Origin of the sequence: Pseudomonas sp. MYb60, from assembly GCF_002979555.1 — a bacterium.
Lineage (GTDB): Bacteria > Pseudomonadota > Gammaproteobacteria > Pseudomonadales > Pseudomonadaceae > Aquipseudomonas.
Genome location: NZ_PCOZ01000001.1, coordinates 113,168 through 138,288, shown reverse-complemented (window position 1 = coordinate 138,288; position 25,121 = coordinate 113,168). Strand labels below are relative to the sequence as shown.

The 25,121-nt window shown below is 61.1% G+C and carries 32 protein-coding genes and 1 riboswitch; of the genes, 11 read left to right on the top strand and 21 right to left on the bottom strand.

What is annotated here, in order from left to right; genetic code table 11:
* Nucleotides 1-68: 68 nt before the first annotated feature.
* Nucleotides 69-701, bottom strand: a complete 633-nt coding sequence (locus CQ041_RS00680; RefSeq protein WP_105520852.1) for a LysE family translocator — start codon at nucleotides 699-701, stop codon at nucleotides 69-71.
* A gap of 86 nt (nucleotides 702-787) precedes the next feature.
* Here CQ041_RS00680 and CQ041_RS00675 point away from each other — a divergent pair, with 86 nt between their 5' ends.
* The 3 genes from CQ041_RS00675 to CQ041_RS00665 all read left to right on the top strand — a co-directional run bounded on the left by CQ041_RS00675 (nucleotide 788) and on the right by CQ041_RS00665 (nucleotide 3,627).
* Nucleotides 788-1,753 carry a 2-hydroxyacid dehydrogenase gene (locus CQ041_RS00675; RefSeq protein WP_105520853.1) on the top strand — a complete coding sequence of 322 codons (966 nt, stop codon included), beginning with the start codon at nucleotides 788-790 and terminating at the stop codon, nucleotides 1,751-1,753.
* 30 nt (nucleotides 1,754-1,783) lie between these two features.
* Complete coding sequence (locus CQ041_RS00670; RefSeq protein ID WP_105520854.1) at nucleotides 1,784-2,782, top strand: class I SAM-dependent methyltransferase; 999 nt, start codon at nucleotides 1,784-1,786, stop codon at nucleotides 2,780-2,782.
* A gap of 51 nt (nucleotides 2,783-2,833) precedes the next feature.
* Nucleotides 2,834-2,953, top strand: a riboswitch (yybP-ykoY riboswitch).
* Nucleotides 2,954-3,042: 89 nt separating this feature from the next.
* The gene (locus CQ041_RS00665) at nucleotides 3,043-3,627 is read left to right on the top strand and encodes a TMEM165/GDT1 family protein (protein WP_105520855.1); all 585 of its coding nucleotides are present in this window, start codon (nucleotides 3,043-3,045) and stop codon (nucleotides 3,625-3,627) included.
* A gap of 63 nt (nucleotides 3,628-3,690) precedes the next feature.
* Here the strand turns inward: CQ041_RS00665 and CQ041_RS00660 are convergent, their stop codons facing one another.
* The 4 genes from CQ041_RS00660 to CQ041_RS00645 form a co-directional block, all read right to left on the bottom strand.
* Nucleotides 3,691-4,509: a M48 family metallopeptidase gene (locus CQ041_RS00660; RefSeq protein WP_105520856.1), complete on the bottom strand. Its 819-nt coding sequence runs from the start codon at nucleotides 4,507-4,509 to the stop codon at nucleotides 3,691-3,693.
* Nucleotides 4,510-4,689: 180 nt separating this feature from the next.
* Nucleotides 4,690-5,310, bottom strand: a complete 621-nt coding sequence (locus CQ041_RS00655) for an SOS response-associated peptidase (RefSeq protein ID WP_105520857.1) — start codon at nucleotides 5,308-5,310, stop codon at nucleotides 4,690-4,692.
* 36 nt (nucleotides 5,311-5,346) lie between these two features.
* Complete coding sequence (locus CQ041_RS00650; RefSeq protein ID WP_105520858.1) at nucleotides 5,347-5,607, bottom strand: putative signal transducing protein; 261 nt, start codon at nucleotides 5,605-5,607, stop codon at nucleotides 5,347-5,349.
* Between the two features lie 11 nt (nucleotides 5,608-5,618).
* Nucleotides 5,619-5,801 carry a CPXCG motif-containing cysteine-rich protein gene (locus CQ041_RS00645; protein WP_034102231.1) on the bottom strand — a complete coding sequence of 61 codons (183 nt, stop codon included), beginning with the start codon at nucleotides 5,799-5,801 and terminating at the stop codon, nucleotides 5,619-5,621.
* Nucleotides 5,802-5,934: 133 nt separating this feature from the next.
* On the opposite strand from CQ041_RS00645, the gene CQ041_RS00640 reads away from it, so the two are divergent.
* Entirely contained in the window at nucleotides 5,935-7,098 is a 1,164-nt protein-coding gene (locus CQ041_RS00640; protein WP_177429343.1) for a 1-acyl-sn-glycerol-3-phosphate acyltransferase, read from the top strand.
* Nucleotides 7,099-7,145: 47 nt separating this feature from the next.
* Here the strand turns inward: CQ041_RS00640 and CQ041_RS00635 are convergent, their stop codons facing one another.
* On the bottom strand, nucleotides 7,146-7,403 hold the full coding sequence (locus CQ041_RS00635) for a hypothetical protein (protein WP_105520860.1): 258 nt from the start codon (nucleotides 7,401-7,403) through the stop codon (nucleotides 7,146-7,148).
* A gap of 182 nt (nucleotides 7,404-7,585) precedes the next feature.
* On the opposite strand from CQ041_RS00635, the gene CQ041_RS00630 reads away from it, so the two are divergent.
* On the top strand, nucleotides 7,586-7,795 hold the full coding sequence (locus tag CQ041_RS00630) for a hypothetical protein (RefSeq protein WP_105520861.1): 210 nt from the start codon (nucleotides 7,586-7,588) through the stop codon (nucleotides 7,793-7,795).
* A gap of 60 nt (nucleotides 7,796-7,855) precedes the next feature.
* Here CQ041_RS00630 and CQ041_RS00625 read toward each other — a convergent pair whose 3' ends face one another.
* On the bottom strand, nucleotides 7,856-8,443 hold the full coding sequence (locus CQ041_RS00625) for a YajG family lipoprotein (RefSeq protein WP_105520862.1): 588 nt from the start codon (nucleotides 8,441-8,443) through the stop codon (nucleotides 7,856-7,858).
* Between the two features lie 193 nt (nucleotides 8,444-8,636).
* On the opposite strand from CQ041_RS00625, the gene CQ041_RS00620 reads away from it, so the two are divergent.
* On the top strand, nucleotides 8,637-8,870 hold the full coding sequence (locus CQ041_RS00620) for a hypothetical protein (RefSeq protein WP_105520863.1): 234 nt from the start codon (nucleotides 8,637-8,639) through the stop codon (nucleotides 8,868-8,870).
* A gap of 719 nt (nucleotides 8,871-9,589) precedes the next feature.
* Nucleotides 9,590-11,128: a malate dehydrogenase (quinone) gene (gene mqo, locus CQ041_RS00615; RefSeq protein WP_105520864.1), complete on the top strand. Its 1,539-nt coding sequence runs from the start codon at nucleotides 9,590-9,592 to the stop codon at nucleotides 11,126-11,128.
* A gap of 106 nt (nucleotides 11,129-11,234) precedes the next feature.
* On the opposite strand, the gene CQ041_RS00610 is transcribed toward mqo, so the two are convergent.
* From CQ041_RS00610 to CQ041_RS00595, 4 genes are all read right to left on the bottom strand, one after another.
* Entirely contained in the window at nucleotides 11,235-11,522 is a 288-nt protein-coding gene (locus CQ041_RS00610) for a PA4642 family protein (protein ID WP_105520865.1), read from the bottom strand.
* Nucleotides 11,523-11,651: 129 nt separating this feature from the next.
* Nucleotides 11,652-12,137, bottom strand: coding sequence for a hypothetical protein (locus CQ041_RS00605; RefSeq protein ID WP_105520866.1), 486 nt, complete (start codon nucleotides 12,135-12,137; stop codon nucleotides 11,652-11,654).
* Between the two features lie 35 nt (nucleotides 12,138-12,172).
* The gene (locus CQ041_RS00600) at nucleotides 12,173-12,640 is read right to left on the bottom strand and encodes a WbuC family cupin fold metalloprotein (protein WP_105520867.1); all 468 of its coding nucleotides are present in this window, start codon (nucleotides 12,638-12,640) and stop codon (nucleotides 12,173-12,175) included.
* A 3-nt stretch (nucleotides 12,641-12,643) separates the two neighbouring features.
* A complete protein-coding gene (locus CQ041_RS00595) occupies nucleotides 12,644-13,201 on the bottom strand; it encodes a hypoxanthine-guanine phosphoribosyltransferase (RefSeq protein ID WP_012722254.1) in 558 nt (185 codons plus the stop codon).
* Nucleotides 13,202-13,365: 164 nt separating this feature from the next.
* Here CQ041_RS00595 and upp point away from each other — a divergent pair, with 164 nt between their 5' ends.
* Both upp and CQ041_RS00585 read left to right on the top strand, forming a co-directional pair.
* Nucleotides 13,366-14,004, top strand: coding sequence for a uracil phosphoribosyltransferase (gene upp, locus CQ041_RS00590; RefSeq protein WP_105520868.1), 639 nt, complete (start codon nucleotides 13,366-13,368; stop codon nucleotides 14,002-14,004).
* 2 nt (nucleotides 14,005-14,006) lie between these two features.
* Nucleotides 14,007-15,281, top strand: coding sequence for a uracil-xanthine permease family protein (locus CQ041_RS00585; RefSeq protein WP_105520869.1), 1,275 nt, complete (start codon nucleotides 14,007-14,009; stop codon nucleotides 15,279-15,281).
* A gap of 83 nt (nucleotides 15,282-15,364) precedes the next feature.
* Here the strand turns inward: CQ041_RS00585 and hisC are convergent, their stop codons facing one another.
* The 10 genes from hisC to CQ041_RS00535 all read right to left on the bottom strand — a co-directional run bounded on the left by hisC (nucleotide 15,365) and on the right by CQ041_RS00535 (nucleotide 23,321).
* Nucleotides 15,365-16,417: a histidinol-phosphate transaminase gene (gene hisC / locus CQ041_RS00580; protein WP_105520870.1), complete on the bottom strand. Its 1,053-nt coding sequence runs from the start codon at nucleotides 16,415-16,417 to the stop codon at nucleotides 15,365-15,367.
* 3 nt (nucleotides 16,418-16,420) lie between these two features.
* Nucleotides 16,421-17,737, bottom strand: a complete 1,317-nt coding sequence (gene hisD / locus CQ041_RS00575) for a histidinol dehydrogenase (RefSeq protein ID WP_105520871.1) — start codon at nucleotides 17,735-17,737, stop codon at nucleotides 16,421-16,423.
* 128 nt (nucleotides 17,738-17,865) lie between these two features.
* On the bottom strand, nucleotides 17,866-18,501 hold the full coding sequence (gene hisG / locus CQ041_RS00570) for an ATP phosphoribosyltransferase (protein ID WP_003171824.1): 636 nt from the start codon (nucleotides 18,499-18,501) through the stop codon (nucleotides 17,866-17,868).
* Nucleotides 18,502-18,643: 142 nt separating this feature from the next.
* Nucleotides 18,644-19,909: a UDP-N-acetylglucosamine 1-carboxyvinyltransferase gene (gene murA / locus CQ041_RS00565; protein WP_105520872.1), complete on the bottom strand. Its 1,266-nt coding sequence runs from the start codon at nucleotides 19,907-19,909 to the stop codon at nucleotides 18,644-18,646.
* Nucleotides 19,910-19,932: 23 nt separating this feature from the next.
* Nucleotides 19,933-20,172, bottom strand: a complete 240-nt coding sequence (locus CQ041_RS00560) for a BolA family protein (RefSeq protein WP_105520873.1) — start codon at nucleotides 20,170-20,172, stop codon at nucleotides 19,933-19,935.
* A 114-nt stretch (nucleotides 20,173-20,286) separates the two neighbouring features.
* Nucleotides 20,287-20,592, bottom strand: coding sequence for a lipid asymmetry maintenance protein MlaB (locus tag CQ041_RS00555; RefSeq protein WP_105520874.1), 306 nt, complete (start codon nucleotides 20,590-20,592; stop codon nucleotides 20,287-20,289).
* Nucleotides 20,589-21,236, bottom strand: a complete 648-nt coding sequence (locus CQ041_RS00550) for a phospholipid-binding protein MlaC (RefSeq protein WP_105520875.1) — start codon at nucleotides 21,234-21,236, stop codon at nucleotides 20,589-20,591. Before CQ041_RS00550 ends, CQ041_RS00555 begins: the two co-directional genes overlap by 4 nt.
* 11 nt (nucleotides 21,237-21,247) lie before the next feature.
* A complete protein-coding gene (gene mlaD / locus CQ041_RS00545) occupies nucleotides 21,248-21,715 on the bottom strand; it encodes an outer membrane lipid asymmetry maintenance protein MlaD (RefSeq protein WP_003171814.1) in 468 nt (155 codons plus the stop codon).
* Entirely contained in the window at nucleotides 21,715-22,512 is a 798-nt protein-coding gene (gene mlaE, locus CQ041_RS00540) for a lipid asymmetry maintenance ABC transporter permease subunit MlaE (protein ID WP_028618862.1), read from the bottom strand. Before mlaE ends, mlaD begins: the two co-directional genes overlap by 1 nt.
* A complete protein-coding gene (locus CQ041_RS00535) occupies nucleotides 22,512-23,321 on the bottom strand; it encodes an ATP-binding cassette domain-containing protein (protein ID WP_105520876.1) in 810 nt (269 codons plus the stop codon). Before CQ041_RS00535 ends, mlaE begins: the two co-directional genes overlap by 1 nt.
* 298 nt (nucleotides 23,322-23,619) lie before the next feature.
* Here CQ041_RS00535 and CQ041_RS00530 point away from each other — a divergent pair, with 298 nt between their 5' ends.
* Both CQ041_RS00530 and CQ041_RS00525 read left to right on the top strand, forming a co-directional pair.
* On the top strand, nucleotides 23,620-24,594 hold the full coding sequence (locus CQ041_RS00530) for a KpsF/GutQ family sugar-phosphate isomerase (protein ID WP_105520877.1): 975 nt from the start codon (nucleotides 23,620-23,622) through the stop codon (nucleotides 24,592-24,594).
* Nucleotides 24,595-25,119, top strand: coding sequence for an HAD family hydrolase (locus CQ041_RS00525; RefSeq protein ID WP_034102204.1), 525 nt, complete (start codon nucleotides 24,595-24,597; stop codon nucleotides 25,117-25,119).
* Nucleotides 25,120-25,121: the final 2 nt, after the last annotated feature.

The window sequence follows — 25,121 nt, the reverse complement described above, 5'->3', positions numbered from 1 at the left end:
TCAGCCAAATCAGTCAAAGGAATGATTTGCAGGGGGCAATGAATGCTAGCTTTGCGCCAGCATCCTGCTTATTTCATGCTGGTAAACGCCAGCTTCACACCGATGGCAATCAACACCGCGCCCATGGTCCGATCAAACCAATGCCCCATCCGCGCAAACCCCGCGCGCACGCGCTGTTGGCTGAACAGCATCGCCACCAGGCAGAACCACACCGCCGTCGCCACGGCCAGATACAGCCCGTAACCCGCCTGGATCGCCAGCGGCGTATGCGGGTTGATCACCACGGTGAACAGCGACAGAAAGAACAGCGTCGCCTTGGGGTTCAAGCCATTGGTCACAAACCCGGCGGTAAACGCCCCGCGTGGGGTGCGCTCACCCGCTTCGCGGTGCAACTCGCCCTCGACGGCGGGCTTGGCCGGTTGCGCGCGCAAGGCCTTGAAGCCGATGTACAGCAGGTACGCGGCAGCGGCCCACTTGAGCGCGTTGAACAGCACGATGGACTGGGACACGATCAAGCCAATCCCCAGCAGCGAGTACCCCACATGCAGGAAAATCGCCGAGCCCACCCCCAATGCAGTCCAGGTGCCAGCGCGTCGGCCGTGGGTCACACTTTCGCGCACCACCACGGCGAAATCCGGGCCGGGGCTGGCCACCGCCAACAGGTGAATCAACGCGACGGTCAAGAATTCGGCGGCGTACATGCTCACTCCAATACAAGTAACGGATTATTTCATCTGGTAGGCTCAGGAGATTACGCCTACGAACCCAGTCGCAAAAGGTACAGTTGATGACGAACAATCGCCGCGCCGTCTTCCTTGATCACCCGTCCCTGGATCTGGGGGACCTCGACCTCAGCGACCTGCGCAACAGTTTCAGCGACCTGCGATTGTTTTCGGATACGACGCCCCACAATGTGGTCGCGCACTTGCAAGGTGCCCAGGTCGCCATCAGCAACAAGATCCCGCTCAACCGCGAAACCCTGGCGGCCTGCCCCGAACTCAAGCTGATCCTGGTATCGGCCACCGGCACCAACAATGTCGACCTCGACGCTGCCCGCGCCCAAGGCATCACGGTGAGCAACTGCCAGGGCTACGGCACGCCTTCCGTGGCCCAGCACACGATCATGCTGCTGCTGAACCTGGCCACACGCCTTAACGACTATCAGCGCGACGTCAGCGCCGGCAAGTGGCAGCACGCCAAGCAGTTCTGCCTGCTGGACCACCCGATTGTCGAACTGGAAGGCAAAACCCTCGGCCTGCTAGGCCACGGTGAACTGGGCGGTGCCGTGGCACGCCTGGCCGAAGCGTTTGGCATGCGCGTGATACTCGGCGCGATTCCAGGCCGCCCTGCCCGTGCCGACCGCGTGCCCTTGGACGAATTGCTCGCGCAGGTCGACGCGCTGACCCTGCACTGCCCGCTCAACGAACACACCCGCGATTTTATCGGCGCCCGCGAACTGGCATTGCTCAAGCCCGGCGCGTTTGTGGTCAACACCGCGCGCGGTGGCCTGATCAACGAGCAGGCACTGGCGGACGCCCTGCGCAGCGGTCACCTGGGTGGCGCGGCCACCGATGTGCTGAGCGTGGAACCGCCGGTCAACGGCAACCCTCTGCTGGCGGGCGATATTCCTCGACTGATCGTCACGCCCCACAATGCCTGGGGCAGCCGTGAGGCACGCCAGCGCATCGTCGGTCAACTGGCGGAAAACACCCGGGGCTTTTTCAGCGGCACACCGCTGCGCGTCGTGAGTTGATAAACTGCGCCCCTTTTCGAGGAGCAGACCATGGATCCGCGCAGTGAAGTACTGCTTCGTCAGGCCGAACTTTTTCAAGGCAACCTGCTGCTGGTGGGATTGCCGGCCGATGACTTGCTCGGTCGCCTGCCCAATGCCCACGGCTGGTGCTGGCACGCTGGCGACCAGGCCGCGCTGGACGCACGTTTTCCCGAACGCAGCCTGTTTGGCGTAGACGTGCCCGAACGTGCCTTTGAGGCGGCAGTGATTTTCCTGCCCAAGTCCAAGGACCTTACCGATTACCTGCTCAACGCCGTGGCCGCACGCCTGCCCGGCGCCGAGCTGTTTCTGGTCGGCGAGAAAAAAGCCGGTATCGAAAGTGCCGCCAAGCAAATGAGCCCCTTCGGCAAACCGCGCAAGCTCGACAGCGCACGGCATTGCCAGCTGTGGCAAGTCACCGTGGCCAACGCCCCACAGGCGATCGAGCTGGAAAGCCTGGCGCAGGTTTTTGATGTGCCACTGGCCGAAGGACCGCTGAAAGTGGTGAGCCTGCCCGGGGTGTTCAGCCACGGTCGCCTGGACCGCGGCACCGAGCTGTTGCTGGAGCATTTGGACAAGCTGCCCAGCGGCCATCTGCTGGACTTCGGTTGCGGCGCCGGCGTGCTGGGGGCTGCGGTAAAACGCCGCTACCCGCACAACACGGTGACACTGCTCGATGTGGATGCCTTCGCCGCTGCCAGCAGTCGTCTGACCCTCGCTGCCAATGGTCTTGAGGCCGAGGTATTGACCGGTGATGGCATTGACGCAGCGCCGATGGGTTTGAACGCCATTCTGAGCAATCCACCCTTCCATGTCGGCGTTCACACCGACTATTTCGCCACGGAAAACTTGCTGCGAAAAGCGGCCAAACATCTGGCAAAAGGGGGCGAACTGCGGCTGGTCGCCAACAGTTTCCTGAAGTACCAGCCGTTGATCGAAGAACATCTGGGCGTGTGTGCGATCAAGGCCGAAGGCAATGGTTTTCGCATCTACCGCGCCAAGCGTGGCTGACGACCGTTTGAAAAAGAAGGCTTGCCGAATGGATTTTGCCTAGGCAGAATCCGCTCCGTCCTAGGGGAGTAGTCTCCCACGAGCGCCACGCTCGTCCGGCATACGTCAACATACTTGGTCAGCAGACCATGGCGTATGCGACCCAGGTGTCCGCACAGACGGACCGGGGTTTGACAAGACCTATGACACGCACACCTTACCCGGGGCGGGAAGGCTGTACGTGTCATAGCCGTGTCGACCCGCCCCTGGAAACCTACCTGATGCTGGATTCACTGCTCGTTCCTACCGCAATCGTTGCCTTGGCCGAAATCGGCGACAAGACGCAACTGCTCGCGCTCATTCTCGCTGCCCGCTTTCGCAAGCCTTGGCCGATCATCGCCGGCATCGTTGCCGCGACCCTGGCCAACCATGCGGCGGCCGGTGCGGTGGGGGCCTGGTTTGGCAGCTTCTTCTCGGATGTGGTGTTGCACTGGATCCTCGCGGCCAGCTTTTGCGCCACCGCCCTATGGACCCTGGTACCGGACAAACTCGATGACGACGAAGCCAGCACCACCCGCAAGTTCGGGCCGTTCCTGACCACGTTGATCGCGTTCTTCCTGGCGGAAATCGGCGACAAGACCCAGATCGCCACGGTGATGCTGGCGGCGCAATATCCGGAGCTGTGGCTGGTGATTATCGGCACCACCGTGGGCATGTTGATTGCCAACGTGCCGGTGGTTCTGGCGGGGAATTTTGCGGCGGAAAAACTGCCACTGACGTTGATTCGCCGACTGGCGGCTTCGGCGTTCTTCATCCTGGCGATCGTGGCAGTATACAAAGCGATGCAAAGCAGCGGCTGGATCTGACGCTGTAATCCCGACCCAATGTGGGAGCGGGCAAGCCCGGCTCCCGCATTGATCGGTATCAGGTCAGGACTTCTTGGCCTGCTGGTACAGCGGCATCACTTTCGGAATCGCAGCCTGCAACGACGCAATCCGGCTGTCCGACGCCGGGTGAGTGCTCATGAACTCTGGGGGTGCGCCCTCGGAAGCCTTGGCCATTTTGTTCCACAGCGTGATGGCCGCGTTCGGGTTGTAACCGGCGCGGGCCGACAACTCCAGGCCAATCAGGTCGGCCTCGTTTTCATTGCTGCGGCTGTTGGGCAAGGTCATGCCGTAGTTGGCCACGGTGTCCGCCAATGCCAGGCTGTCCTGGCCCAGGCCGAACAGCGCGCCGGCCCCTTGCTTGGCCATCTCGATCCCGTAGGCCTTGGACATGGCTTCACGACCATGCTCGCGCAGGGCGTGGGCGATTTCATGGCCCATGACCGCAGCCAATTCGTCATCGGTGAGCTTGAGATTGTCGATCAACGCGCTATACACGAAGATCTTGCCGCCAGGCCCGCAGTTGGCGTTCATCTCGTCACTCTTGATCAAATTCACTTCCCACTTCCACTGCGCCGCATCCGGGCGGAAGGTGGGCGCCTGGGCGATCAGGCGGTTGGCAATCGCCTGCACGCGCTTGGCGTTGGCGCTGGTCTTGTCCAGTTGGCCCTTGCTGCTCGCCTCGCCCAGGGTCTGCTGGTAGGACTGGGCATACATCTGGTCGACTTCCTGGCTCGACAGCATGCTGAACATGTACTGCTTGCGCTCGACGCCGACAGCGCCACCGCTGGTGGTGTTGACCGACTGGCAACCGGCCAGTAACAACGCTGCTGCCAATACGTTTATCGCCAATGATTTTTTCATGAACACGCTCCCTGAAAACATGGCGGCTATCGTAGGCGCTGAATTGTATCGACGCCAGATACACCAGACGTTTAACCGCTGAATTTCGGATACGTCCCACACGGGAGCCATCGGGTGGCATGCGTTCAAGGGGCGGGAGCGCGCGTGCCCGCCAAGAGGCCAGAACAGACGATAGAAAAATCAAGCCGGCGTCAGACACTCCGGCCCATTGAGCTTCGGATCGTTGACCATGTTGGCCAGCACCCGCTCGCGCAACGCGGCGGGCTCGCCGGCCAGCAAGCCTTGCAACACGTGCATCGGTGTTTCGGGGTCGAGCCAGGCGGCTTGGCCCGCCTCGTCCAGGATCAACGGCCGGCGCTGGTTCTGCGCGGGCTGGGTGACGACCGCCGTGCTCAGCCACACGTGCTCTTGCACCGGATAGGCTTCCCAGATGGCGGCGAAAAACAGTGTGGAGCCCTCCCCCGGCGTCAGCCAGTACGGGCGTTTGCGCTGGGTTCCGCGCCACTCGTAGAACCCATTGGCGGGCAGCAGGCAACGGCGTTGACGGAAGGCTTCGCGGAACATCGGTTGCTCGGCCAGGGTTTCGGCGCGGGCGTGGGCAGGCGTGCGGGACAGGTCCGTCAACCAGGGCGGCGTCAGGCCCCAGCGCGCGCGCGCCAGGGTGCGCTGGCCGTCGGCGGCGCGCTGGATCAGCACCGAGTCATTCGGGGAAATGTTCCACTGGGCCTGCTGGTCGGCGGGAAAGCCCGGCAAGGCAGCAAAGGCTGGGTTCCAGCGAAACAGGGCATAACGTCCACACATGGGGCAACACGACTCTTGGGTAAACCGACCGACAGCCTAACAGACCAGCACGTCGGGGAAGCTGTCGGGTTCATCGCCGGGCACCGGCTGCGCACCGATGTAGGCCGTGATCAACTCGCGGGCGTCAGCGGCGCGGTCGTTGTCCACCTCCAGCCCCAGCAGGCCGAAGATCGGCAGTTCGCCGGTGCCACCAAGCAGATGGCGCCCCACCAGGTGCGCCTCGATCCCCTCGCTGGCGAGCATCTGCTGCAACAGCTCGCCTTCCATCAAGTTTTCCGGTTCGTAGATTCGCTGCATGGGCGTACCTGTCATTCATTTTCGCTGCGGGTTTCGAGCATCCACTCTTCACCATGGACCTGCAGGTGAAAAATGATCGGCCGGCAGCATACCTGGCAGTCTTCGATGTAGGTCTGGTCACCGCCGGACAGATCCACCGTTGTCTCGACCTCTTCACCACAATAAGGACAATCGTACGTCGCAGTTTCCAGCATCGCAGCCTCCAAGGTGACTTGTGCGTATAATCGCCGGTCTATTTACAGGGCCATTTTCGGCCGAGCCCATTACTCGGGCCGCAACCCTGGTATTTCCTTTACTTACCCTAGCCGTTTCTAACAAGAGAGCATGATGGGCGAATTCGATACCATCCGACCTTACAACGACAGCGAAGTCCCGGCAGTGCTGGACCGACTGTTCAGTGACAAGGCCTTTCTGGACATCCTGACCCACTTCCGCTTTCCGCGCTTTGCCGGCGCCCTGGGCTGGCTGCTCAAGCCGATGATCGCCCGCAAGTTGCGCCGTGAATTCGCCGGCGTCACCACCGTGGCCACGCTGCAGGACAAAGTCGAGTACTACGTCGACCACACCATCGACCGGGCGACAGACGGCGTGACCTACACCGGCGTCGAGCAGCTCAAATCCGGCACCGCCTACCTGTTCCTGGCCAACCACCGCGACATCGTGATGGACCCGGCCTTCGTCAACTACGCCGTATACCACGCCGGCCTGCCGACGCCGCGCATCGCCATCGGCGACAACCTGCTGCAAAAGCCGTTTGTCAGCGACCTGATGCGCCTGAACAAGAGCTTTATCGTGCACCGTTCAATCACCGGCCGAAAGGAGAAGATGGCCGCGTTCAACCTGTTGTCCGCGTACATCAACCATTCGATCCGCAATGACGGCGCCTCGATCTGGATCGCCCAGGCCGAAGGCCGCGCCAAGGATGGGGACGATCGCACCGAGTCGGCGATCCTCAAGATGTTCCACGTCAGCCGCAAGGACGAGCCGTTCGCCGAAGTGATCCAGTCGTTGAACCTGACGCCGGTGTCCATCAGCTACGAATACGACCCGTGCGATTCAGCCAAGGCCCGCGAGCTGTATATCCGCGCCACCACCGGCACCTACAGCAAGGCGCCGGGCGAGGATGACGTGAGCATCGCGCTGGGCATTACCGGCTACAAAGGCCGGGTGCACGTGAACTTCGCGCCGCCGATCACCGAGCGCTTCGAAGACACCAAGGTGCTGGCAATAGAAATGGACCGGCAGATTCTCGGCGGCTACCGCCTGTTCCCGGTGCACTACCTGGCCTACGCCCAGTGGAGCGACGCTGACCCGCACCTGCAGGTGCCCACTGCTGCCGAGGTATTCCCGGCGGACGAACTGGCCAAGGCGAAAGCGGAGTGGGAGCGGCGTTTGAGCGAATGCCCGGCTGAGCACCGTCCGTTCCTGGTGGTGCAATATGCGACGCCGGTGCGTAACCAGTATCGGGTCAAGGCCGGAATTCCCCTGTAGACACCGATCAAACGGTGGGTGGCTCCCACCTTGGTTTTGTGGCGTTTTTAAAGGTGGGTGCTGAGCCAGGAGATGGCCAGCGCCAGCGCCAAACAGGCGAACCCGATGCGGTAAGCCAAGCGATGCGCCCGTTCGGTGCGCACATTCAGAAACAACATCGGCTGGTCGACCGCGCGGTTCTCGCTTTGTGCGCTCAACTCGGCCATTGCGCGTTGTTCGCGCAGGCGGGTGATGAACAGCAGCGCCGCCCCTGGGCAGGCCACGGCGAGTGCAACAACATTGATCAATAGTGCAGGCAGTGCCATCGCAGACCTCAGTAAAATCCTGTCGCTGTATCGGTTCTGATACACATTCGAATGCAAGTGGCCCCAGGCGCAGCCCCTTCACCCCCTCAAGGGACGGCCAATGTATCCGGTAATTTACGGCGTCACCTGAACGTCACCTAAACAAGCCACTCTGTTGCCCTTCGAACATTCAGGAGCTTGTCATGCTGCACGCGCAGAACCAGGATCGGCTGTATCAAATTGCCCAGAGCGATGAGCAGGAAGCGCTGATCGGTGGCCTGGCGTTCAACGTCCAGGACCGCCATTGGCTGGTGTATTGCGCCCTTGGCGGGCATCAGCATGCAGACTTGCCGGAAGCGGATCTGCTGACGGGAGTGAGCTTGCTGGATTTCTGTATCGACAGCGCGGCGTGAAGCTTAAGGCGAAAAAAAACCGGGCTCATCACTGAGTCCGGTTTTTTTTTGCGTCAGCGCTTATTGCGAGCTGAGCAGCGAGCCGATGCTCGGGTCCTTGAACAGACGAGTCAGCGCATCGCTGAGAACGTCGCTGACCAGCTTGGTGTTGGTTTCCTGGTTTGGCGACATGCCGAAACGCTGGTTCAACGAAGCGCCATAGCGACCACTGTAGCGACGGGTGCCGGCGGTGACGTCGGACTTGAAGGTCGCGCCGATGGACGCCTCGGTCACGTACAGGCCGTCTTTGGGCGACTGGTACTTCAGCTCGGCCAGGGTGATGGTCAACTGCGGCGCGCCCGGTGCATTGGGGCTGGGGGTGAAGCCCAGCAGGCGCACGGCGGCTTCAGCCTGGGCCTGCAGCTTGGGCAGCACGTCCTGGGCGTTGACCGAGACCAGCGCAGTTTCCGGGTACAGGCCACCGCGCGTGCCCAGGGTCGGCGACGGGCGCCCGTCGACTACCCGCACCGACACCGGCTGGCCGTGGCCCACTGGCGCCAGCTGCGTAGTGATCTTCGGCGCAGGGCTCAGTTGTTGCGGGCTGTTGGCGCAGCCAACCAACGTCAAACTGGTCACAGTGATCAAACCGAACAACAGGCGTTGCAACATGCGCTTCTCTCCAGAAATCAGGTACCGACAGGCCGGCAGTATAGCGGTGCGCCACTGTCGGTAACCAGTCCAGTTACAACCTCAGACCTGCGCGGGGTGTGGCGGTTCGATGTCACCGATATGTCACACCCGATACATCGACGCGTCATGCCAGGCAGGCAAGCTTGTCGACAATCTCAGGAGGTTGATCGCCATGCATTTTCTCTGGTCCCTGTTTACCCGCAAGCCGGCCCTGCGCCAATTCGCCCGACTCGACGCTCAAGGCCGTTGCCAGGCGTTCAAGGAATGCAGCCAGCCTCCCGCGGGCGACAGCTGGGTGGAAATCGACGAGATTCGCCTGAGCTGGATGCACCGCCCACTGCCCGCTCGCGCCCGTGTCAGCCCACGTCCAGCGCGGTCGCTGCGCCACCAGCCGTTGGCCGCCTGACCGTAGACCTAATAAAAGTCATAAAACACGCCCATTTCCCTGACGTTCTTCGCTACAATCTCCCCCCGATTATAAGGACGTCTCCTGATCGGGCCCCGCAGCATCGTTAATGCCCTGGCATTAACCCCAAAATCGCCCACAGAGAGCCGCCCACACAGATCGAGTGAAGCTGGCGCGCTTGCTGTTTCCTTTGCAAACCACCCTTCTTTGCCGAATCTGCCAGAGCTGCCATTGCGCTCGGCCACTTGAGTTGTTTGCCCGTATTGCCGCGTGTCGGTGAAGGGCCAGGTGCCAGGCCGGGGCAGCCCTTTTTTGAGGTTCACGTCTTCAAAAGAGCGTGAAAAAAACGGGTTTTCACAACTTCACAAGAGTGTGGCGAGCAAATGAATAGTTTGGCGTGTGTATCAGCACCATCAGCGTCTTTAACAGCCCAACCACACAGGACCGAGCACTCCTCAAACACCGGAGCTTGAGCCTGTCCGCTACGGATTGGTTGCACAAATCGCACGCTTTGACCATAAGTCGAATTGCCACAGGCGCTCATGAATGCGTTCATAGGCGGATTGGCCCGGCAGGAAGCGTGTGCTGAAGTTGCAAAGAATTGCGAATCGGACATGGCGATCCTGGCCATGGGTAACCTGGGGCAACACGTGAATCGCCCCGTCACTCCTGGCAGCCATGCCGTCAATTGGGTGCTGCAGATTTTGGAGACGCGTTAAATGGCGCATAACGAAGCAGTCGATGTAGTACTGGTAGGGGCCGGCATCATGAGTGCCACCCTGGCCGTATTGCTCAAAGAGCTCGACCCCGGCCTCAAGCTGGAAGTCGTTGAGCTGATGGATTCGGGTGCCGCGGAGAGTTCCAACCCGTGGAACAACGCCGGCACCGGTCACGCCGGGCTGTGTGAGCTGAACTACACGCCTCAGGCCGCCGATGGCTCCATCGACATCAAGAAAGCCGTGCACATCAACACCCAGTTCGAGGTGTCGAAGCAGTTCTGGGCGTACCTGACCAAAAAGGGCACCTTCGGCTCGTCCAAGTCCTTTATCAGCCCCGTGCCGCACCTGAGCTTCGTGCAGGGCGACAAAGGCGTGTCCTTCCTCAAGAAGCGTTTTGAATCCCTCAGCCAGCATCACGCGTTTTCGGACATGCACTACACCGAAGACCGCACTGAGATGGCCGAGTGGATGCCGCTGATGATGCCGGGCCGCCCGCTCGACGAAAAAATCGCCGCTACCCGCGTGATGAACGGCACCGACGTCAACTTCGGCGCCCTGACCAACCAGTTGCTGGGTCACCTCACCAGTTCGCCGGATGCCCAGGTCAAGTACTGCAAGCGTGTCACCGGCCTCAAGCGCAACGGCGCCGGCTGGACCGTGAGCATCAAGGACGTCAACAACGGCAACAGCCGTGAAGTCGATGCCAAGTTCGTGTTCCTCGGCGCAGGCGGCGCGGCCCTGCCGCTGCTGCAAGCCTCGGGCATCGAAGAAAGCAAAGGTTTCGGCGGCTTCCCGGTCAGCGGCCAGTGGCTGCGCTGCGACAACCCGGAAGTGGTCAAGCACCACCAGGCCAAGGTCTACAGCCAGGCCGCCGTCGGTTCACCGCCAATGTCCGTGCCGCACCTGGACACGCGTGTGGTCGATGGCAAGAAATCCCTGCTGTTCGGGCCATACGCCGGTTTTACCACCAAGTTCCTCAAGCATGGCTCGTTCCTCGACCTGCCGATGTCGATCCGTGCCGGCAACCTCGGCCCGATGCTGGCCGTGGCCCGCGACAACATGGACCTGACCAAGTACCTGGTCAGTGAAGTGCGCCAGTCCATGGAGCAACGCCTGGAATCCCTGCGCCGCTTCTACCCCGAGGCGAAAGCCGAAGACTGGCGCCTGGAAGTGGCCGGCCAGCGGGTGCAGATCATCAAAAAAGACCCGAAGAAAGGCGGCGTGCTGCAATTTGGCACTGAGCTGGTCGCGGCCAAGGACGGCTCGCTGGCCGCCCTGCTGGGCGCGTCTCCGGGTGCGTCGGTGACCGTTTCGATCATGCTGGAATTGATCGAGAAGTGCTTCCCAAGCAAAGCCGCCGGCGAATGGGCCGCCAAGCTGCAGGAAATTTTTCCGGCGCGGGAGAAGGTCCTGGAAACGGACGCCGAGTTGTATCGCAAGATCAACACGCAGAACAACATCAGCCTGGAGCTGGTTGAACCTGTAGAAGCGAGCCCGCTCGCGGAAAACGTCAACGATAACGCAGCGCATATGGATTAACACCGCGCCGTCAGGTTTTTCGCGAGCAAGCTCGCGCCTGCAGCAGAAAGCAAAAACGCCCCGCTCTCTTGATGAGAACGGGGCGTTTTTTTTGTGTCTTGGAGAATCAGCCGCGGGCGTTGTTGATCAGCTCGATGTACTCGTCCGCGTTGCGCTGGTCCTTGATCAGGTCGACGAAGGTCTGGCCATGCTCGTCCTTGCCGTCGAGGTCCAGGCCGGCCTCCTTGAAGAAGCCCAGGAACCGCTCGAAATCGTCGATACGCAGGCCACGGTAGGCCTTGATCAGTTTGTGCAGGGACGGGGAAGTCGCGTCGACCGGCTCGAAGTCCAGGAACAACTTGATCTGATCGTCGCCGATCTCGTCACCAATCACCTGTTTCTTATCTTTACGCATTACCGACTCCAGCCTGCAGACATTTTCACGGGGTTTGAAGTCTACCTGTGAGACGCAGGCTTCGAAAGCGCTGGAGATCCAATGTGGGAGGGGGCTTGCCCCCCCACGTTTGGATCTTCGGTGTTCTGGCTACCTGGCGCGAACGGCACCGGTGTGCAAGTCCGCCCAGATGTGGCCATTGGCGTAGCTGAGGAATTGCACGTACAGGGTGTCATTGCGCAGCAAGTCGACAATCACGCGGTACTGAGCCACCGGGTAGGACAAGGTCAGGGTCTTGCTCTTTTCGTCGTAAACCGGTTTTTTCAGGCTTTTGCTTTCGGCATCGAAATTGAGCACCACCTGGCTGAGGGTCGCGCCTTTATTCAGGGGCTTGCCCTTGAGGCGGATCATCAACGGCGAGGTCACCGGGATCGGCTGCTGGGTGGACTGGCGCTGGTTGCCCACCACCACCGCGTACTCGGTGACTTGCAGCAATTGCTGCTGGTCCGGGGTTTCGGCGCGCAGGGTGAGGTCGTCCGGCGGCAGGAACTGGCTGTGCATCACGGCAGGCGCCGCAGCGAGGGGAAGGCTGAGGGTCAGCGCCAGGGCGGCGCAGGTGCGAATCAACAAGCTCATGGGCCGCTCCGGCAAGATAGGCCCAGCACTGTAGCTCAATCGAACTGGGCAAGCATCCAGCGTTGATACTCGGCCACGCCGGCATCGCCTTCGCGCGGTGCCCAGTCGGCCAGTTCGCCGGCGCCTACCGGCCGGTAAGGCCCGGCCTTGCATTCGAACATCACCGTATCGGGCGCCAGCACCACCAGGCTGTGGAACACGCCGGGGGGCAGATCGACACCGGAGCACTCGCCGCCGGCCTGCATCACCCGCTTGGCGAGCACTTCACCGGTGTCGCTGAACACCAATAAGCCCAGGCTGCCCTGCAGCACCAGCAAGGTTTCTGCCTTGTCCGCACTCAAATGCCGATGGGGCGGCACGTATGTGTTCGGTTGCAGGCCCACCGCCAGGCGATGGCAGGGTTCTTCCATCTGGTGAAAGTTGTGATGATGCCGGCCACGGGGGCTGGCGCCCGCTTTCTCGGCCAGTTCGGCAAACAGCGTCTGATCAAGAAAACGGGTCATGGCTTACATCCCTTTGACAGCGTAGATGCCATTGGCATTGCGCCAGTAGCCTTTGTAGTCCATGCCGTAACCGAAGATGTAGCGGTCGATGCAGGGCAGGCCGACGAAATCGGCTTTCAACTCGGGGCGGGCCTTGCGGTCGTGGTCTTTGTCGATCAGCACGGCGGTGTGCACTTTGCGCGCGCCGGCGTGTTTGCAGAAGTCGATGATCGCGCCCAGGGTGTGACCTTCGTCGAGGATGTCGTCGATGATCAGCACGTCGCGGTCGATGAACGACACTTCCGGCTTGGCTTTCCAGAACAGGTCGCCGCCGCTGGTTTCGTTGCGGTAGCGGGTGGCGTGCAGGTAGGACGCTTCCAACGGGAATTGCAGATGGGTCAGCAATTTGCCGGCGAAGATCAGGCCACCGTTCATTACGCAGAAAACCACCGGGTTGGTGTCGGCCATTTCGCGGGTGATGTGTGCGCCGACCTTGGCGATCGCCTCTTCGACTTGCGCTTCGGTGTACAGGCAGTCAGCCTCGCGCATGATTTGACGGATATGCTCGAGATCAGCGGACATGGCGCTCTCCAAGGGGGTGCTGTGGCAAGAAAAGCGGGCGAAGGTACGCTTCTCGTGCGCTCCGATCAAGCGCTAATGGACTAACGTACTAGATGTCTATAGGACAACACCCTCGGATAGATTAATCTAGGCCGGTTTTTTTGCCCGCCGCCGGAGCCTTTCCCATGCCCACTCGCGAGATCCGCCACCCGCTGATCCGACACAAACTCGGCCTTATGCGCCGCGCCGACATTAGCACGAAGAATTTCCGTGAGCTTGCTCAGGAAGTCGGAGCGTTGCTCACTTACGAAGCCACCAAGGATTTACCCCTGGAAACCTACGAGATCCCCGGTTGGGCCGGTCCCGTCCAGGTGGAGAAAATCGCCGGTAAGAAAATCACCGTGGTCCCGATCCTGCGCGCCGGTATCGGCATGCTCGAAGGCGTCCTCAGCCTGATCCCGGGCGCCAAGGTCAGCGCCGTGGGCGTGGCCCGCAACGAAGAGACGCTGGAGGCCCACACCTACCTGGAAAAACTCGTCCCGGAAATCGACGAGCGCCTGGCGATGATCATCGACCCGATGCTCGCCACCGGCAGCTCCATGGTTGCCACCATCGACCTGTTGAAAAAGGCCGGTTGCAAGGACATCCGCGCCATGGTGCTGGTGGCCGCGCCAGAAGGCATCGCCGCGGTCGAGAAGGCGCACCCGGATGTGCAGATCTACACCGCTTCCATCGATGAGCGCCTGAACGAACACGGCTACATCATCCCAGGCCTGGGCGATGCCGGTGACAAGATCTTCGGCACCAAGCAGAAGGACGCGTGACCATGCAGGATGAATTCAACGACCCGCTTTGGCGCCAGATCCTGTCTGGCGCACAAATGCTCTTCGTGGCATTTGGCGCGCTGGTGTTGATGCCGCTGATCACAGGTCTTGATCCAAACGTTGCATTGTTCACCGCCGGCCTGGGCACGTTGTTGTTCCAGGTCGTAACGGGCCGCCAGGTGCCAGTCTTCCTGGCGTCGAGCTTTGCGTTCATTACCCCGATCATTCTCGCCAAGCAGCAATTCGGCCTCGCGGCGACCATGGGCGGGGTGATGGCGGCCGGTTTCGTCTACACCTTCCTGGGCGCTGCCGTGAAGATCAAGGGCACCGGCTTCATCGACCGCCTGCTGCCTCCCGTGGTGATTGGCCCGGTGATCATCTCCATCGGCCTGGCCATGGCGCCGATTGCCGCGAACATGGCGATGGGCAAAGGCGGTGACGGTGCGGAGTTGATCCCCTACAAGACCGCGATGCTGATCTCGATGCCCGCCCTGTTGACCACCTTGATCGTGGCAGTGTTCGGCAAAGGCATATTCCGCCTGGTGCCGATCATCTCCGGCGTACTGGTGGGCTTTGCCATGTCGTTCTACTTTGGCGTGGTCGACACGGCAAAAATCGCCGCGGCCCCTTGGTTCGCCCTGCCCCACTTCACCGCGCCGGAGTTCAACTGGCAGGCGATTCTGTTCATCGTTCCCGTGGCCCTCGCCCCGGCGATTGAACACATCGGCGGTGTGATTGCGGTCGGCAGCGTGACCGGTCGTGACTACCTGAAGAAGCCCGGCCTGCATCGCACCTTGCTGGGCGACGGCATTGCGACCACGGCCGCTGGCATGTTTGGCGGCCCGCCAAACACCACCTACGCCGAAGTGACGGGCGCAGTGATGCTGACCAAGAACTACAACCCGAAGATCATGACCTGGGCGGCAGTGTTTGCCATCAGCCTGGCGTTTATCGGCAAGTTCGGCGCACTGCTGCAAAGCATCCCGGTGCCGGTGATGGGCGGGATTCTGTGCCTGCTGTTCGGCTCGATCGCCGCGGTGGGGATGAACACGCTGATCCGCCACAAGATCGACCTGGGTGAGGCACGCAACCTGGTGATCGTCTCGGTGACCCTGGTGTTCGGGATTGGCGGTGTATTGGTAGGCACCGGCACTGGCCCGGATGACTTCGGCCTCAAGGGCATCGCCCTGTGTGCGGTGGTAGCGATTGGCTTGAACCTGTTGTTGCCGGGCAATGATGGCTGGAAGAACAAGAAGCCTGACGAACCGCTGATTTAACTGCCAACGCAAAACCAAATGTGGGAGGGGCGGTGCGACGATTCGACTTGCCCCCTCCCACATTTTTACATCTTCAGCGTGGCTTAGAGCTCACCCAAGCCATCGATCAGCGCCTGGTTCTGCTCAGGCGTCCCGATGCTGATCCGCAGGAACTGGGCAATCCGCTCCTGTTTGAAGTGCCGCACGATCACACCCTGCTCTCGCAACTTGGCCGCCAGGCCGGCAGCGTCGTGTTTGGGGTGACGGGCAAAAATGAAGTTGGCCGCCGACGGCAACACTTCAAAGCCCTTGCCTTCCAACTGCGCCACGACCTTCTCACGGCTGTCGATGACCCATCGGCACGTCTTCTCGAAGTACTCACGGTCCTCGAACGCCGCTGCCGCGCCGACAATCGCCAGGCGATCCAGCGGGTACGAGTTGAAGCTGTTCTTGACCCGCTCCAGCGCCTCGATCAGGTCCGGGTGGCCCACGGCCAGGCCCACGCGCAAACCGGCCAGTGAGCGCGATTTGGACAGGGTCTGGGTCACCAGCAGATTCGGGTAGCGATCCACCAGACTGATGGCGGTTTCGCCGCCGAAGTCAATATAGGCCTCATCGACCACCACCACCGAATCCGGGCTGGCCTTGAGGATCTGCTCCACGGCGTCCAGGGCCAGCACGCAGCCCGTCGGCGCGTTCGGGTTGGGGAAGATGATCCCGCCATTTGGCCTGGCGTAGTCGGCCGCGCGAATCTGGAACTGCTCGTCCAGCGGCACCGGGTCGGACGTGATGCCGTACAAACCGCAGTAAACCGGGTAGAAGCTGTAGCTGATGTCCGGGAACAGCAGCGGCAGGTCGTGCTGAAACAGACCGTGGAAGATGTGCGCCAGCACTTCATCGGAACCGTTGCCCAGGAAAACCTTGCCAGCTTCCACGCCGTAATACCTGGCCACGGCCTGCTTGAGCAGGTCGCTGTTGGGGTCCGGGTACAGGCGCAGGTTGTCGTTCAGCTCGGCTTGCATCGCGGCCAACGCCTTGGGCGATGGGCCGTAGGGGTTCTCGTTGGTGTTGAGCTTGACCAGTTTGGTCAGCTTCGGTTGCTCACCCGGTACGTAAGGCACGAGGTCCTTGACGAAGGGGCTCCAGAATTTGCTCATGCCTCACTCTCCCTTGACGATTCGGTATTCGGCGCTGCGCGCGTGGGCGCTCAGCGACTCGCCACGGGCCAGTACCGAGGCGGTCTTGCCCAGCTCGGACGCGCCCTGCGGCGAGCAAAAGATGATCGACGAACGCTTCTGGAAGTCATACACCCCCAGTGGCGACGAGAAACGCGCGGTGCCGGAGGTCGGCAGCACGTGGTTGGGGCCGGCGCAGTAGTCGCCCAGGGCTTCGCTGGTGTGGCGGCCCATGAAGATCGCACCGGCGTGGCGAATCGAGGGCAACCACGCTTGCGGGTCGGCCACGGACAGCTCAAGGTGCTCCGGTGCGATGCGGTTGGCGACGTCGATGGCGTGTTCCATGTCGCGTACCAGGATCAGCGCGCCACGGCCATTGATCGACTTCTCGATGATCTCGGCGCGGTCCATGGTCGGCAACAGCTTGTCGATGCTGGCGGCGACCTTGTCGAGGAATTCGGCGTCCGGGCTGACCAGGATCGCCTGGGCGTCTTCGTCGTGCTCGGCCTGGGAGAACAGGTCCATGGCGATCCAGTCCGGATCGGTCTGGCCGTCGCAGACCACAAGGATTTCCGACGGGCCGGCGATCATGTCGATGCCGACCTGGCCAAACACATGACGCTTGGCGGTGGCGACGTAGATGTTGCCGGGGCCGACCACCTTGTCGACTTTCGGCACACTCTCAGTGCCATAGGCCAAGGCGGCAACAGCCTGGGCGCCACCGATGGTAAATACGCGGTCAACGCCGGCGATGCACGCGGCGGCCAGCACCAGCTCGTTGATTTCACCGCGCGGGGTTGGCACCACCATAACCACTTCCGTTACACCCGCCACTTTGGCCGGGATCGCATTCATCAGCACCGACGATGGGTACGACGCCTTGCCGCCCGGCACGTACAGGCCTGCGCGGTCGAGTGGCGTGACCTTCTGGCCCAGCACTGTGCCGTCGGCCTCGGTGTAGCTCCAGGAGTCCTGTTTCTGTTTTTCGTGGTAGCTGCGCACCCGCGCCGCCGCCACTTCCAGGGCTTCGCGCTGAGGTGCAGTAATGCGCGTCAGGGCCAGCTCCAAGCGTTCACGGGGCAGAATCAGGTCGGACATCGATGCGACGTCCAGGCCATCGAACTGGCGGGTGAAGTCCACCAGCGCCGCATCACCGCGCTCGCGCACGGCCTTGATGATGTCGAGTACTCGCCCGTTGACCGACTCGTCGGACACGCTTTCCCAGCTCAGCAGATGATCCAGATGATGGGCGAAATCCGGGTCGGCAGCGTTGAGTCGGGCAATTGCAGTGGACGTGGTCATAGCGAGGGCCTCAATAGAAATGGCAAAAACTCAGGCGCCCTAAACTAGCAGTCGTTTCCGCTTGGGCACCTGAGAATTCTGGCTATGAGGCGGATAGACGGGCGCAGCCTTCCGGCTACGCGGGTAGGTCAACCGCGGTGTCGCGACTCCACTGCCGTGCGCAGGGTGTCGATCAACGCCTGGATACGGGCGTGCTGCATCTTCATCGATGCTTTGTTGACGATCAGGCGGGAGCTGATGTCAGCGATGAAATCCTGGGGCTCCAGACCGTTGGCACGCAGGGTGTTGCCGGTGTCGACCACGTCGATGATCTTGTCGGCGAGGCCGATCAGCGGCGCCAGCTCCATCGAGCCGTAGAGCTTGATGATGTCGACCTGACGGCCTTGCTCGGCGTAGTAACGCTTGGCGACATTGACGAACTTGGTTGCCACGCGCAGGCGGCCTTTGGGCTCGACATCACCGACACGGCCGGCGGTCATTAGCTTGCACAGAGCGATACGCAGGTCCAAAGGCTCGTACAGGCCCTGGCCACCGTATTCCATCAGCACGTCTTTACCCGCGACACCCAGGTCGGCTGCGCCATGTTCCACATAGGTCGGCACGTCGGTAGCCCGCACGATCAACAGGCGAACGTCGTCCTGGGTCGTGGGGATGATCAGCTTGCGGCTCTTGTCCGGATTCTCGGTCGGCACGATGCCCGCTTCAGCCAGAAGCGGCAAAGTGTCGTCAAGGATGCGGCCCTTGGACAGTGCGATGGTCAACATGGGAAACGTCAGTCCTTCATCAGGCTATTGCGGTCCGGTCGCAAACGGCGCCGGACACAGATCGAGGCCATGACAGCCTCGATTTGAAACAAACCCAGCGGTGGGAGAACTTACTCTCTCACCGCCCTTACAGCCCCGGAGACTAGCCCGGTACGCGGCGGATTTTCGCGCCGAGCATCTGCAGTTTTTCTTCGATGCACTCGTAACCACGGTCTATGTGGTAGATGCGGTCGATCAGGGTGTCGCCTTCGGCGATCAGCGCCGAGATTACCAGGCTGGCAGAGGCACGCAGGTCGGTAGCCATCACTGGCGCGCCCTTGAGCTTCTCGGTGCCGGTCACGATGGCGGTGTTGCCTTCGACCTGGATCTTGGCGCCCATGCGGTGCAGTTCATACACGTGCATGAAGCGGTTTTCGAAGATGGTCTCGATCACAGCGCCGGTGCCTTCGGCAATCGCGTTCAGGGAAATGAACTGCGCCTGCATGTCGGTCGGGAACGCCGGGTACGGGGCGGTACGCACGTTGACGGCTTTAGGACGCTTGCCGTGCATGTTCAGCTCGATCCAGTCTTCGCCGGTGGTGATTTCGGCACCGGCTTCGCGCAGCTTTTCCAGGACCGCTTCGAGGATGGTCGGATCGGTGTCCTTGACCTTGACGCGGCCACCGGTAACGGCAGCTGCAACCAGGTAGGTGCCGGTCTCGATGCGGTCTGGCATGACCTTGTAGGTCGCAGTGTGCAGTCGCTCGACACCGTCAATGGTGATGGTGTCGGTGCCGGCACCGGCTACCTTGGCGCCCATGGCGTTCAGGAAGTTGGCCAGGTCGACCACTTCCGGCTCGCGCGCGGCGTTCTGCAGTACGCTGCGGCCTTTGGCCAGGGCAGCGGCCATCATGATGTTCTCGGTACCGGTCACGCTGACGGTGTCGAAGAAGAAGTTCGCGCCACGCAGGCCGCCTTCCGGCGCCTTGGCCTTGATGTAGCCGCCTTCGACGTCAATCACTGCGCCCATGGCTTCCAGGCCACGGATGTGCAGGTCCACCGGACGAGAGCCAATGGCGCAACCGCCAGGCAGCGCCACTTCGGCTTCGCCGAAACGGGCAACCATCGGGCCCAGCACCAGGATCGACGCACGCATGGTTTTCACCAGTTCGTAAGGCGCGACCAGGGTCTTGATGGTGCGTGGGTCGATTTCGACGGCCAGTTTTTCGTCGATCACCGGCTCGATACCCATGCGACCGAACAGCTCGATCATGGTGGTGATGTCGTGCAGGTGCGGCAGGTTGGCCACGGTAACCGGGCCATCGCACAGCAGGGTCGCTGCCAGGATCGGCAAGGCGGAGTTTTTCGCGCCGGAGATGCGGATCTCGCCATCAAGGCGGGCACCACCGGTAATAATCAATTTATCCATAAGAATCTCGACGCCTTGGGGGCTCAGGTGCGCTCGGCCCAGGCCGCGCGGCTGAAAAATTTCATAGTGACCGCATGGATGCTGCCATCGGTGATCCACGGGTTCAAATGGGCATAGATCTGCTGTTGGCGCTTGACCGGGCTTAATGCCGCCAGTTCATCGCTAATCACGTTCAGCTGGAAATTGCAGCCTTCGCCTTCAACTGCAACTTCAGTATCTGGCAGCTTTCCTTCAAGGAAGCTCTTAACTTCTAGGGCCTGCATGCTCAACCTCTATCGGCGCCCAGTGCGCACGGGTCGCACATCATACAAAAAAGCCCCGCGCCTGCGAACCCCGCATAGCAGGACTCTGACGGGGGGCTTCTCCATTAATGTGTATTAAGGATGGGTCAACAGCTCGGTCAGACCGGAAACTTCGGCAATTTCGCGCATGTCTTCAGGCAACGCACGGATGCTGACGGGCTTGTTCGCCGCCTGGGCATCACGCATGAAGCACAGCAACAACGACAAACCGACGCTGCTGGACTTGGTCACCGCGGAGCAATCCAGCACCACTGCAGGCGCCGTGCTGGTATTGATCAGTGCCTGGCCCTGCTTGCGCAGGTCAGGCCCGGTGCGATAGTCCAGCACACCGCTGATAAGCAGCTCGCCGGCGTTGCCCAGACGAACAGCCGACTCGGTCATTGCGCGGGCTTCCCGGCAGCTTTATCGGTCTCTTCCTTGGCTTTGGCGACTTCGCCGGCCCAGCCATCGATGGTCTTGTCCAGGTCGTTGCCATTGCGCTGCATCGCGTCGGCGAACTGGTCACGGAACAGCTTGCCGATATTGATGCCGTTGATGATCACGTTGCGCAGTTTCCACTCGCCGTTGATCTTCTCCAGGGTGTACTGCACCGGGTACACGGCGCCATTGTTGCCCTTGACGCTCATGTTGACGCTGGTGCGATCGCCCGACTCATCGCCGGCAGGCGCCACGGTAATGCCCTGGTTGTTGTACTCGAGCAACGCGTTGCCATAGAACTGGAACAGGCCGCGCTTGAAGTTTTCCTGGAAGCGCTGCATCTGCTCAGGCGTGGCCTTGCGCGAATACTTGACGGTCATGATGCTGCGGGAAATGCCTTCGGCATCGACCACCGGGCCGACAATCTCGTTCAACGAACGATAGAAAGCGCTCGGATCCTGTTTGTACTGCTCTTTGTTCGCACTCAGGTCAGCCAACATCTTGTTGGTGGTGTCCTGCACCAGCTCGTGGGCAGAACCTGCTGCGTTGGCCATCATTGGCAGCGCTGCAAGCAATACCAGGAGGCCACGTCGCAAGGTAGAGATCATGTGCAGATTCCTCATTTGGCGTCTTTATTGACCGTATTAAGCAGGAATTTACCGATCAGGTCCTCAAGTACCAGCGACGACTGTGTGTCGTGGATTGTCGAGCCATCCTTGAGCAGGGCTGTCTCCCCACCCACGCTGACACCGATGTATTTCTCGCCCAGCAGACCCGCCGTGAGGATAGATGCCGTGGAGTCGGTCGGAAGGTTATCGACCTTCTTGTCCAGTTGCATCGTCACTCGACCGGTGAAGCTGTCGCGATCCAGATCGATTGCCGTGACCTTGCCGATGGTCACACCGGCCATGGTCACTTTAGCTCTGACAGTCAAACCGGCGATATTGTCGAAATACGCATAAAGTTTATAGGTATCGGCGGTGGGGCTGGCCGACAGGCCGCTGACCCGCAGGGCCAGCAACAGTAAAGCCAGGATGCCAGCCAGCAAGAAAAGGCCGACACCGATTTCCACAGTGCGGTTTTGCATCAGAAATCTCCAAACATCAAGGCGGTCAAAATGAAGTCAAGGCCCAGTACCGCCAGCGAGGCGTACACAACGGTCTTGGTGGTGGCACGACTGATCCCTTCTGAAGTGGGCTCACAGTCGTAGCCTTGGAATACGGCGATCCAGGTCACTACAAAGGCGAAGACGATGCTTTTTATGATGCCGTTGAGCACGTCGCCACTGAAGGTCACGCTGTTCTGCATGTTGGCCCAGTAGGAGCCGTCGTAGACCCCCAGCCAGTCAACCGCGACCCACGAGCCGCCCCAGATGCCCACCACGCTGAAGATCATCGCCAGCAGCGGAAGGGATATGAAGCCAGCCCACAGGCGCGGGGCAACAATATACTTGAGCGGGTCCACGCCGATCATTTCCAGGCTGGACAACTGCTCGGTGGACTTCATGTTGCCGATTTCGGCAGTCAATGCCGAACCCGCTCGCCCGGCGAACAGCAGCGCTGTCACCACCGGCCCCAGCTCACGCAGCAGTGTCAGGGCAACCATCTGCCCCACCGCCTGTTCCGAGCCGTAGCTGGAGAGGATATTGAAGCCCTGCAAGGCCAGCACCATGCCAATGAACACCCCGGAGACCACGATGATCACCAGGGACATCACGCCCACCGAATGCAGTTGCTTGACCAGCAGGCCAAAGCCGCCGCCAATGCCACCGCGCCCAAGCAGGGCGTGGAAGAGGAAAATCGTCGAACGGCCCAGCACCTCGACAATGTCGATGCCCGAGCGACCGAAAAGGCGGACCTTCTCGATTAAAGATGTCTTGCGCATCAGCGCTTCCCCAGGAGATCTGCGCGGTAATCCGCTGCCGGAAAGTGAAAAGGCACCGGGCCGTCGGGATCGCCGGTCATGAATTGGCGAATGCGCGGGTTATCAGCGTTCATCAGTTCTTCAGGCGTGCCCTGCCCCAGTACCTGGCCGTCCCCCACTACGTAGAGGTAATCGGCAATGCTCGCGGTTTCTGCAAGATCATGGGACACCACGATGCTGGTGATACCCAGTGCATCGTTGAGCAGGCGGATCAGACGGACCAGCACGCCCATGGCGATGGGGTCCTGGCCGACGAAGGGTTCGTCGTACATGAGAATCTGCGGGTCCAGCGCAATGGCGCGCGCCAAGGCGACACGACGCTTCATGCCGCCAGACAGCTCATCGGGCATCAGGTCGATGGCACCGCGAAGGCCGACGGCCTGCAGTTTCAGCAACACAATGTCACGAATCATTTCGTCAGACAGCTGGGTATGCACCCGCAGCGGGAACGCTACGTTTTCGAAGACGTCGAGGTCGGTGAACAGCGCGCCGCTCTGGAACAGTACGCCCATGTGCTTGCGGGCATCGAACAGATCGCTGCGCGACAATGTCGGCAGGTTCTGGCCGTTGACCCACACTTCACCGGCGGAGGGGCGCAATTGCATGCCCATCAGGCGCAACAGGGTGGTCTTGCCGCAACCGGAAGGCCCCATGATGCCCGTGACCTTGCCGCGGGGAATGCGAATATCGACGTTATTGAAGATGCTGCGCGTCCCGCGCTTGAAGGTCAGTCCCTTCAGCTCGACCGCGTAGGCGTTATCGGCACTCATCTAATCTCCTTGGGATGCAGCCTCTCACTCAGACACCACGCTTGCGACAAACGTTTGCAAAGCTTGTGCAATAGTTGTCCACATGGGTTGAGCGGACCGAACTGGCGGCGAACTATATCACTGCTGGTACAGGGCGCCCAAGGCCGGAACCGTGCTTGTTCAGATTGAGTACAGGGAAATAGGGTTGCAGCTCATGATTCTCACCCCCCTGCCGAATAACTCCTGACGAACTTGCGTGAGGGAATTGATCATTACCGCTATAATCGGCGACTTTTCGTCAGGCTATACGATTTCAGACATGAGCCAATCCAGCGACCTTATCCAATCCGCACAACGCACCATCCGCCTCGAGCTCGAAGCCGTAGAAAGCTTGCTGGCCCATATCGACGCGGATTTCGTGCGCGCCTGCGAGATGATTCTGGCCAGCAAGGGCCGCGTTGTCGTGGTCGGCATGGGCAAGTCAGGCCATATCGGCAACAAGATCGCCGCCACCCTGGCCAGCACCGGAACCACGGCGTTTTTCGTGCACCCGGCCGAAGCCAGCCACGGCGACATGGGCATGATCACCAAGGATGACATCATCCTGGCATTGTCCAACTCCGGCACGACCAACGAGATCGTCACCCTGCTGCCGCTGATCAAGCGCCTGGGCATCAAGATGATCAGCCTGACCGGCAACCCTGAATCGACGCTGGCCAAGGCCGCCGAAGTCAACCTGAACGTGCATGTGGCCCACGAAGCCTGCCCGCTGAACCTGGCACCGACCTCCTCCACCACCGCTGCGCTGGTCATGGGTGACGCGCTGGCCGTGGCGCTGCTGGACGCCCGCGGCTTTACCGCTGAAGATTTCGCGTTCTCGCACCCAGGCGGCGCCCTGGGCCGTCGCTTGCTGCTGAAAGTGGACAACGTGATGCACTCGGGCGAGGAATTGCCCCACGTCGCGCGCGGTACCCTTCTGAAGGACGCACTGATGGAAATGACCCGCAAGGGCCTGGGCATGACGGTCATCCTGGAAGCCGACGGCAAACTGGCCGGGGTTTTCACTGACGGCGACTTGCGCCGCACCCTGGACCGCACCATCGACATCCACACCGCCACCATCGACGCAGTGATGACACCTCACGGCAAGACCGCGCGTCCCGACATGCTGGCCGCCGAAGCCTTGAAAATCATGGAAGACCACAAGATTGGCGCACTGGTAGTGGTCGATAAAGACGACCACCCGATCGGCGCCCTGAACATGCACGACCTGTTGCGTGCGGGAGTGATGTAAATGACCAGCGACCTGCTGCAACGTGGCAAGCACATCAAATTGGCGATTTTTGACGTTGACGGCGTGCTGACGGATGGCCGCCTGTACTTCCTTGAAGACGGCAGTGAGTTCAAGACCTTCAATACCCTCGACGGCCAGGGCATCAAGATGCTGATGGCGTCGGGCGTGCAAACGGCGATCATCAGCGGCAGAAAAACGCCCGTTGTGGAACGCCGCGCACAAAATTTGGGGATTCCTCACCTGTATCAGGGCCGCGAGGATAAACTGGTGGTCCTGGACGAGCTTCTTGGCCAACTCAATCTAAGCTATGAGCAGGTTGCCTACCTGGGCGATGACTTGCCCGACCTGCCGGTGATCCGCCGGGTGGGCCTGGGCATGGCAGTCGCCAATGCGGCCGCCTTTGTACGCGAACACGCCCACGGCATCACCACCGCCCGTGGCGGCGAAGGTGCCGCCCGCGAGTTCTGCGAGCTGATCCTGCGTGCCCAGGGTAGCCTTGAAGCGGCCCACGCCGCCTACCTATAGAG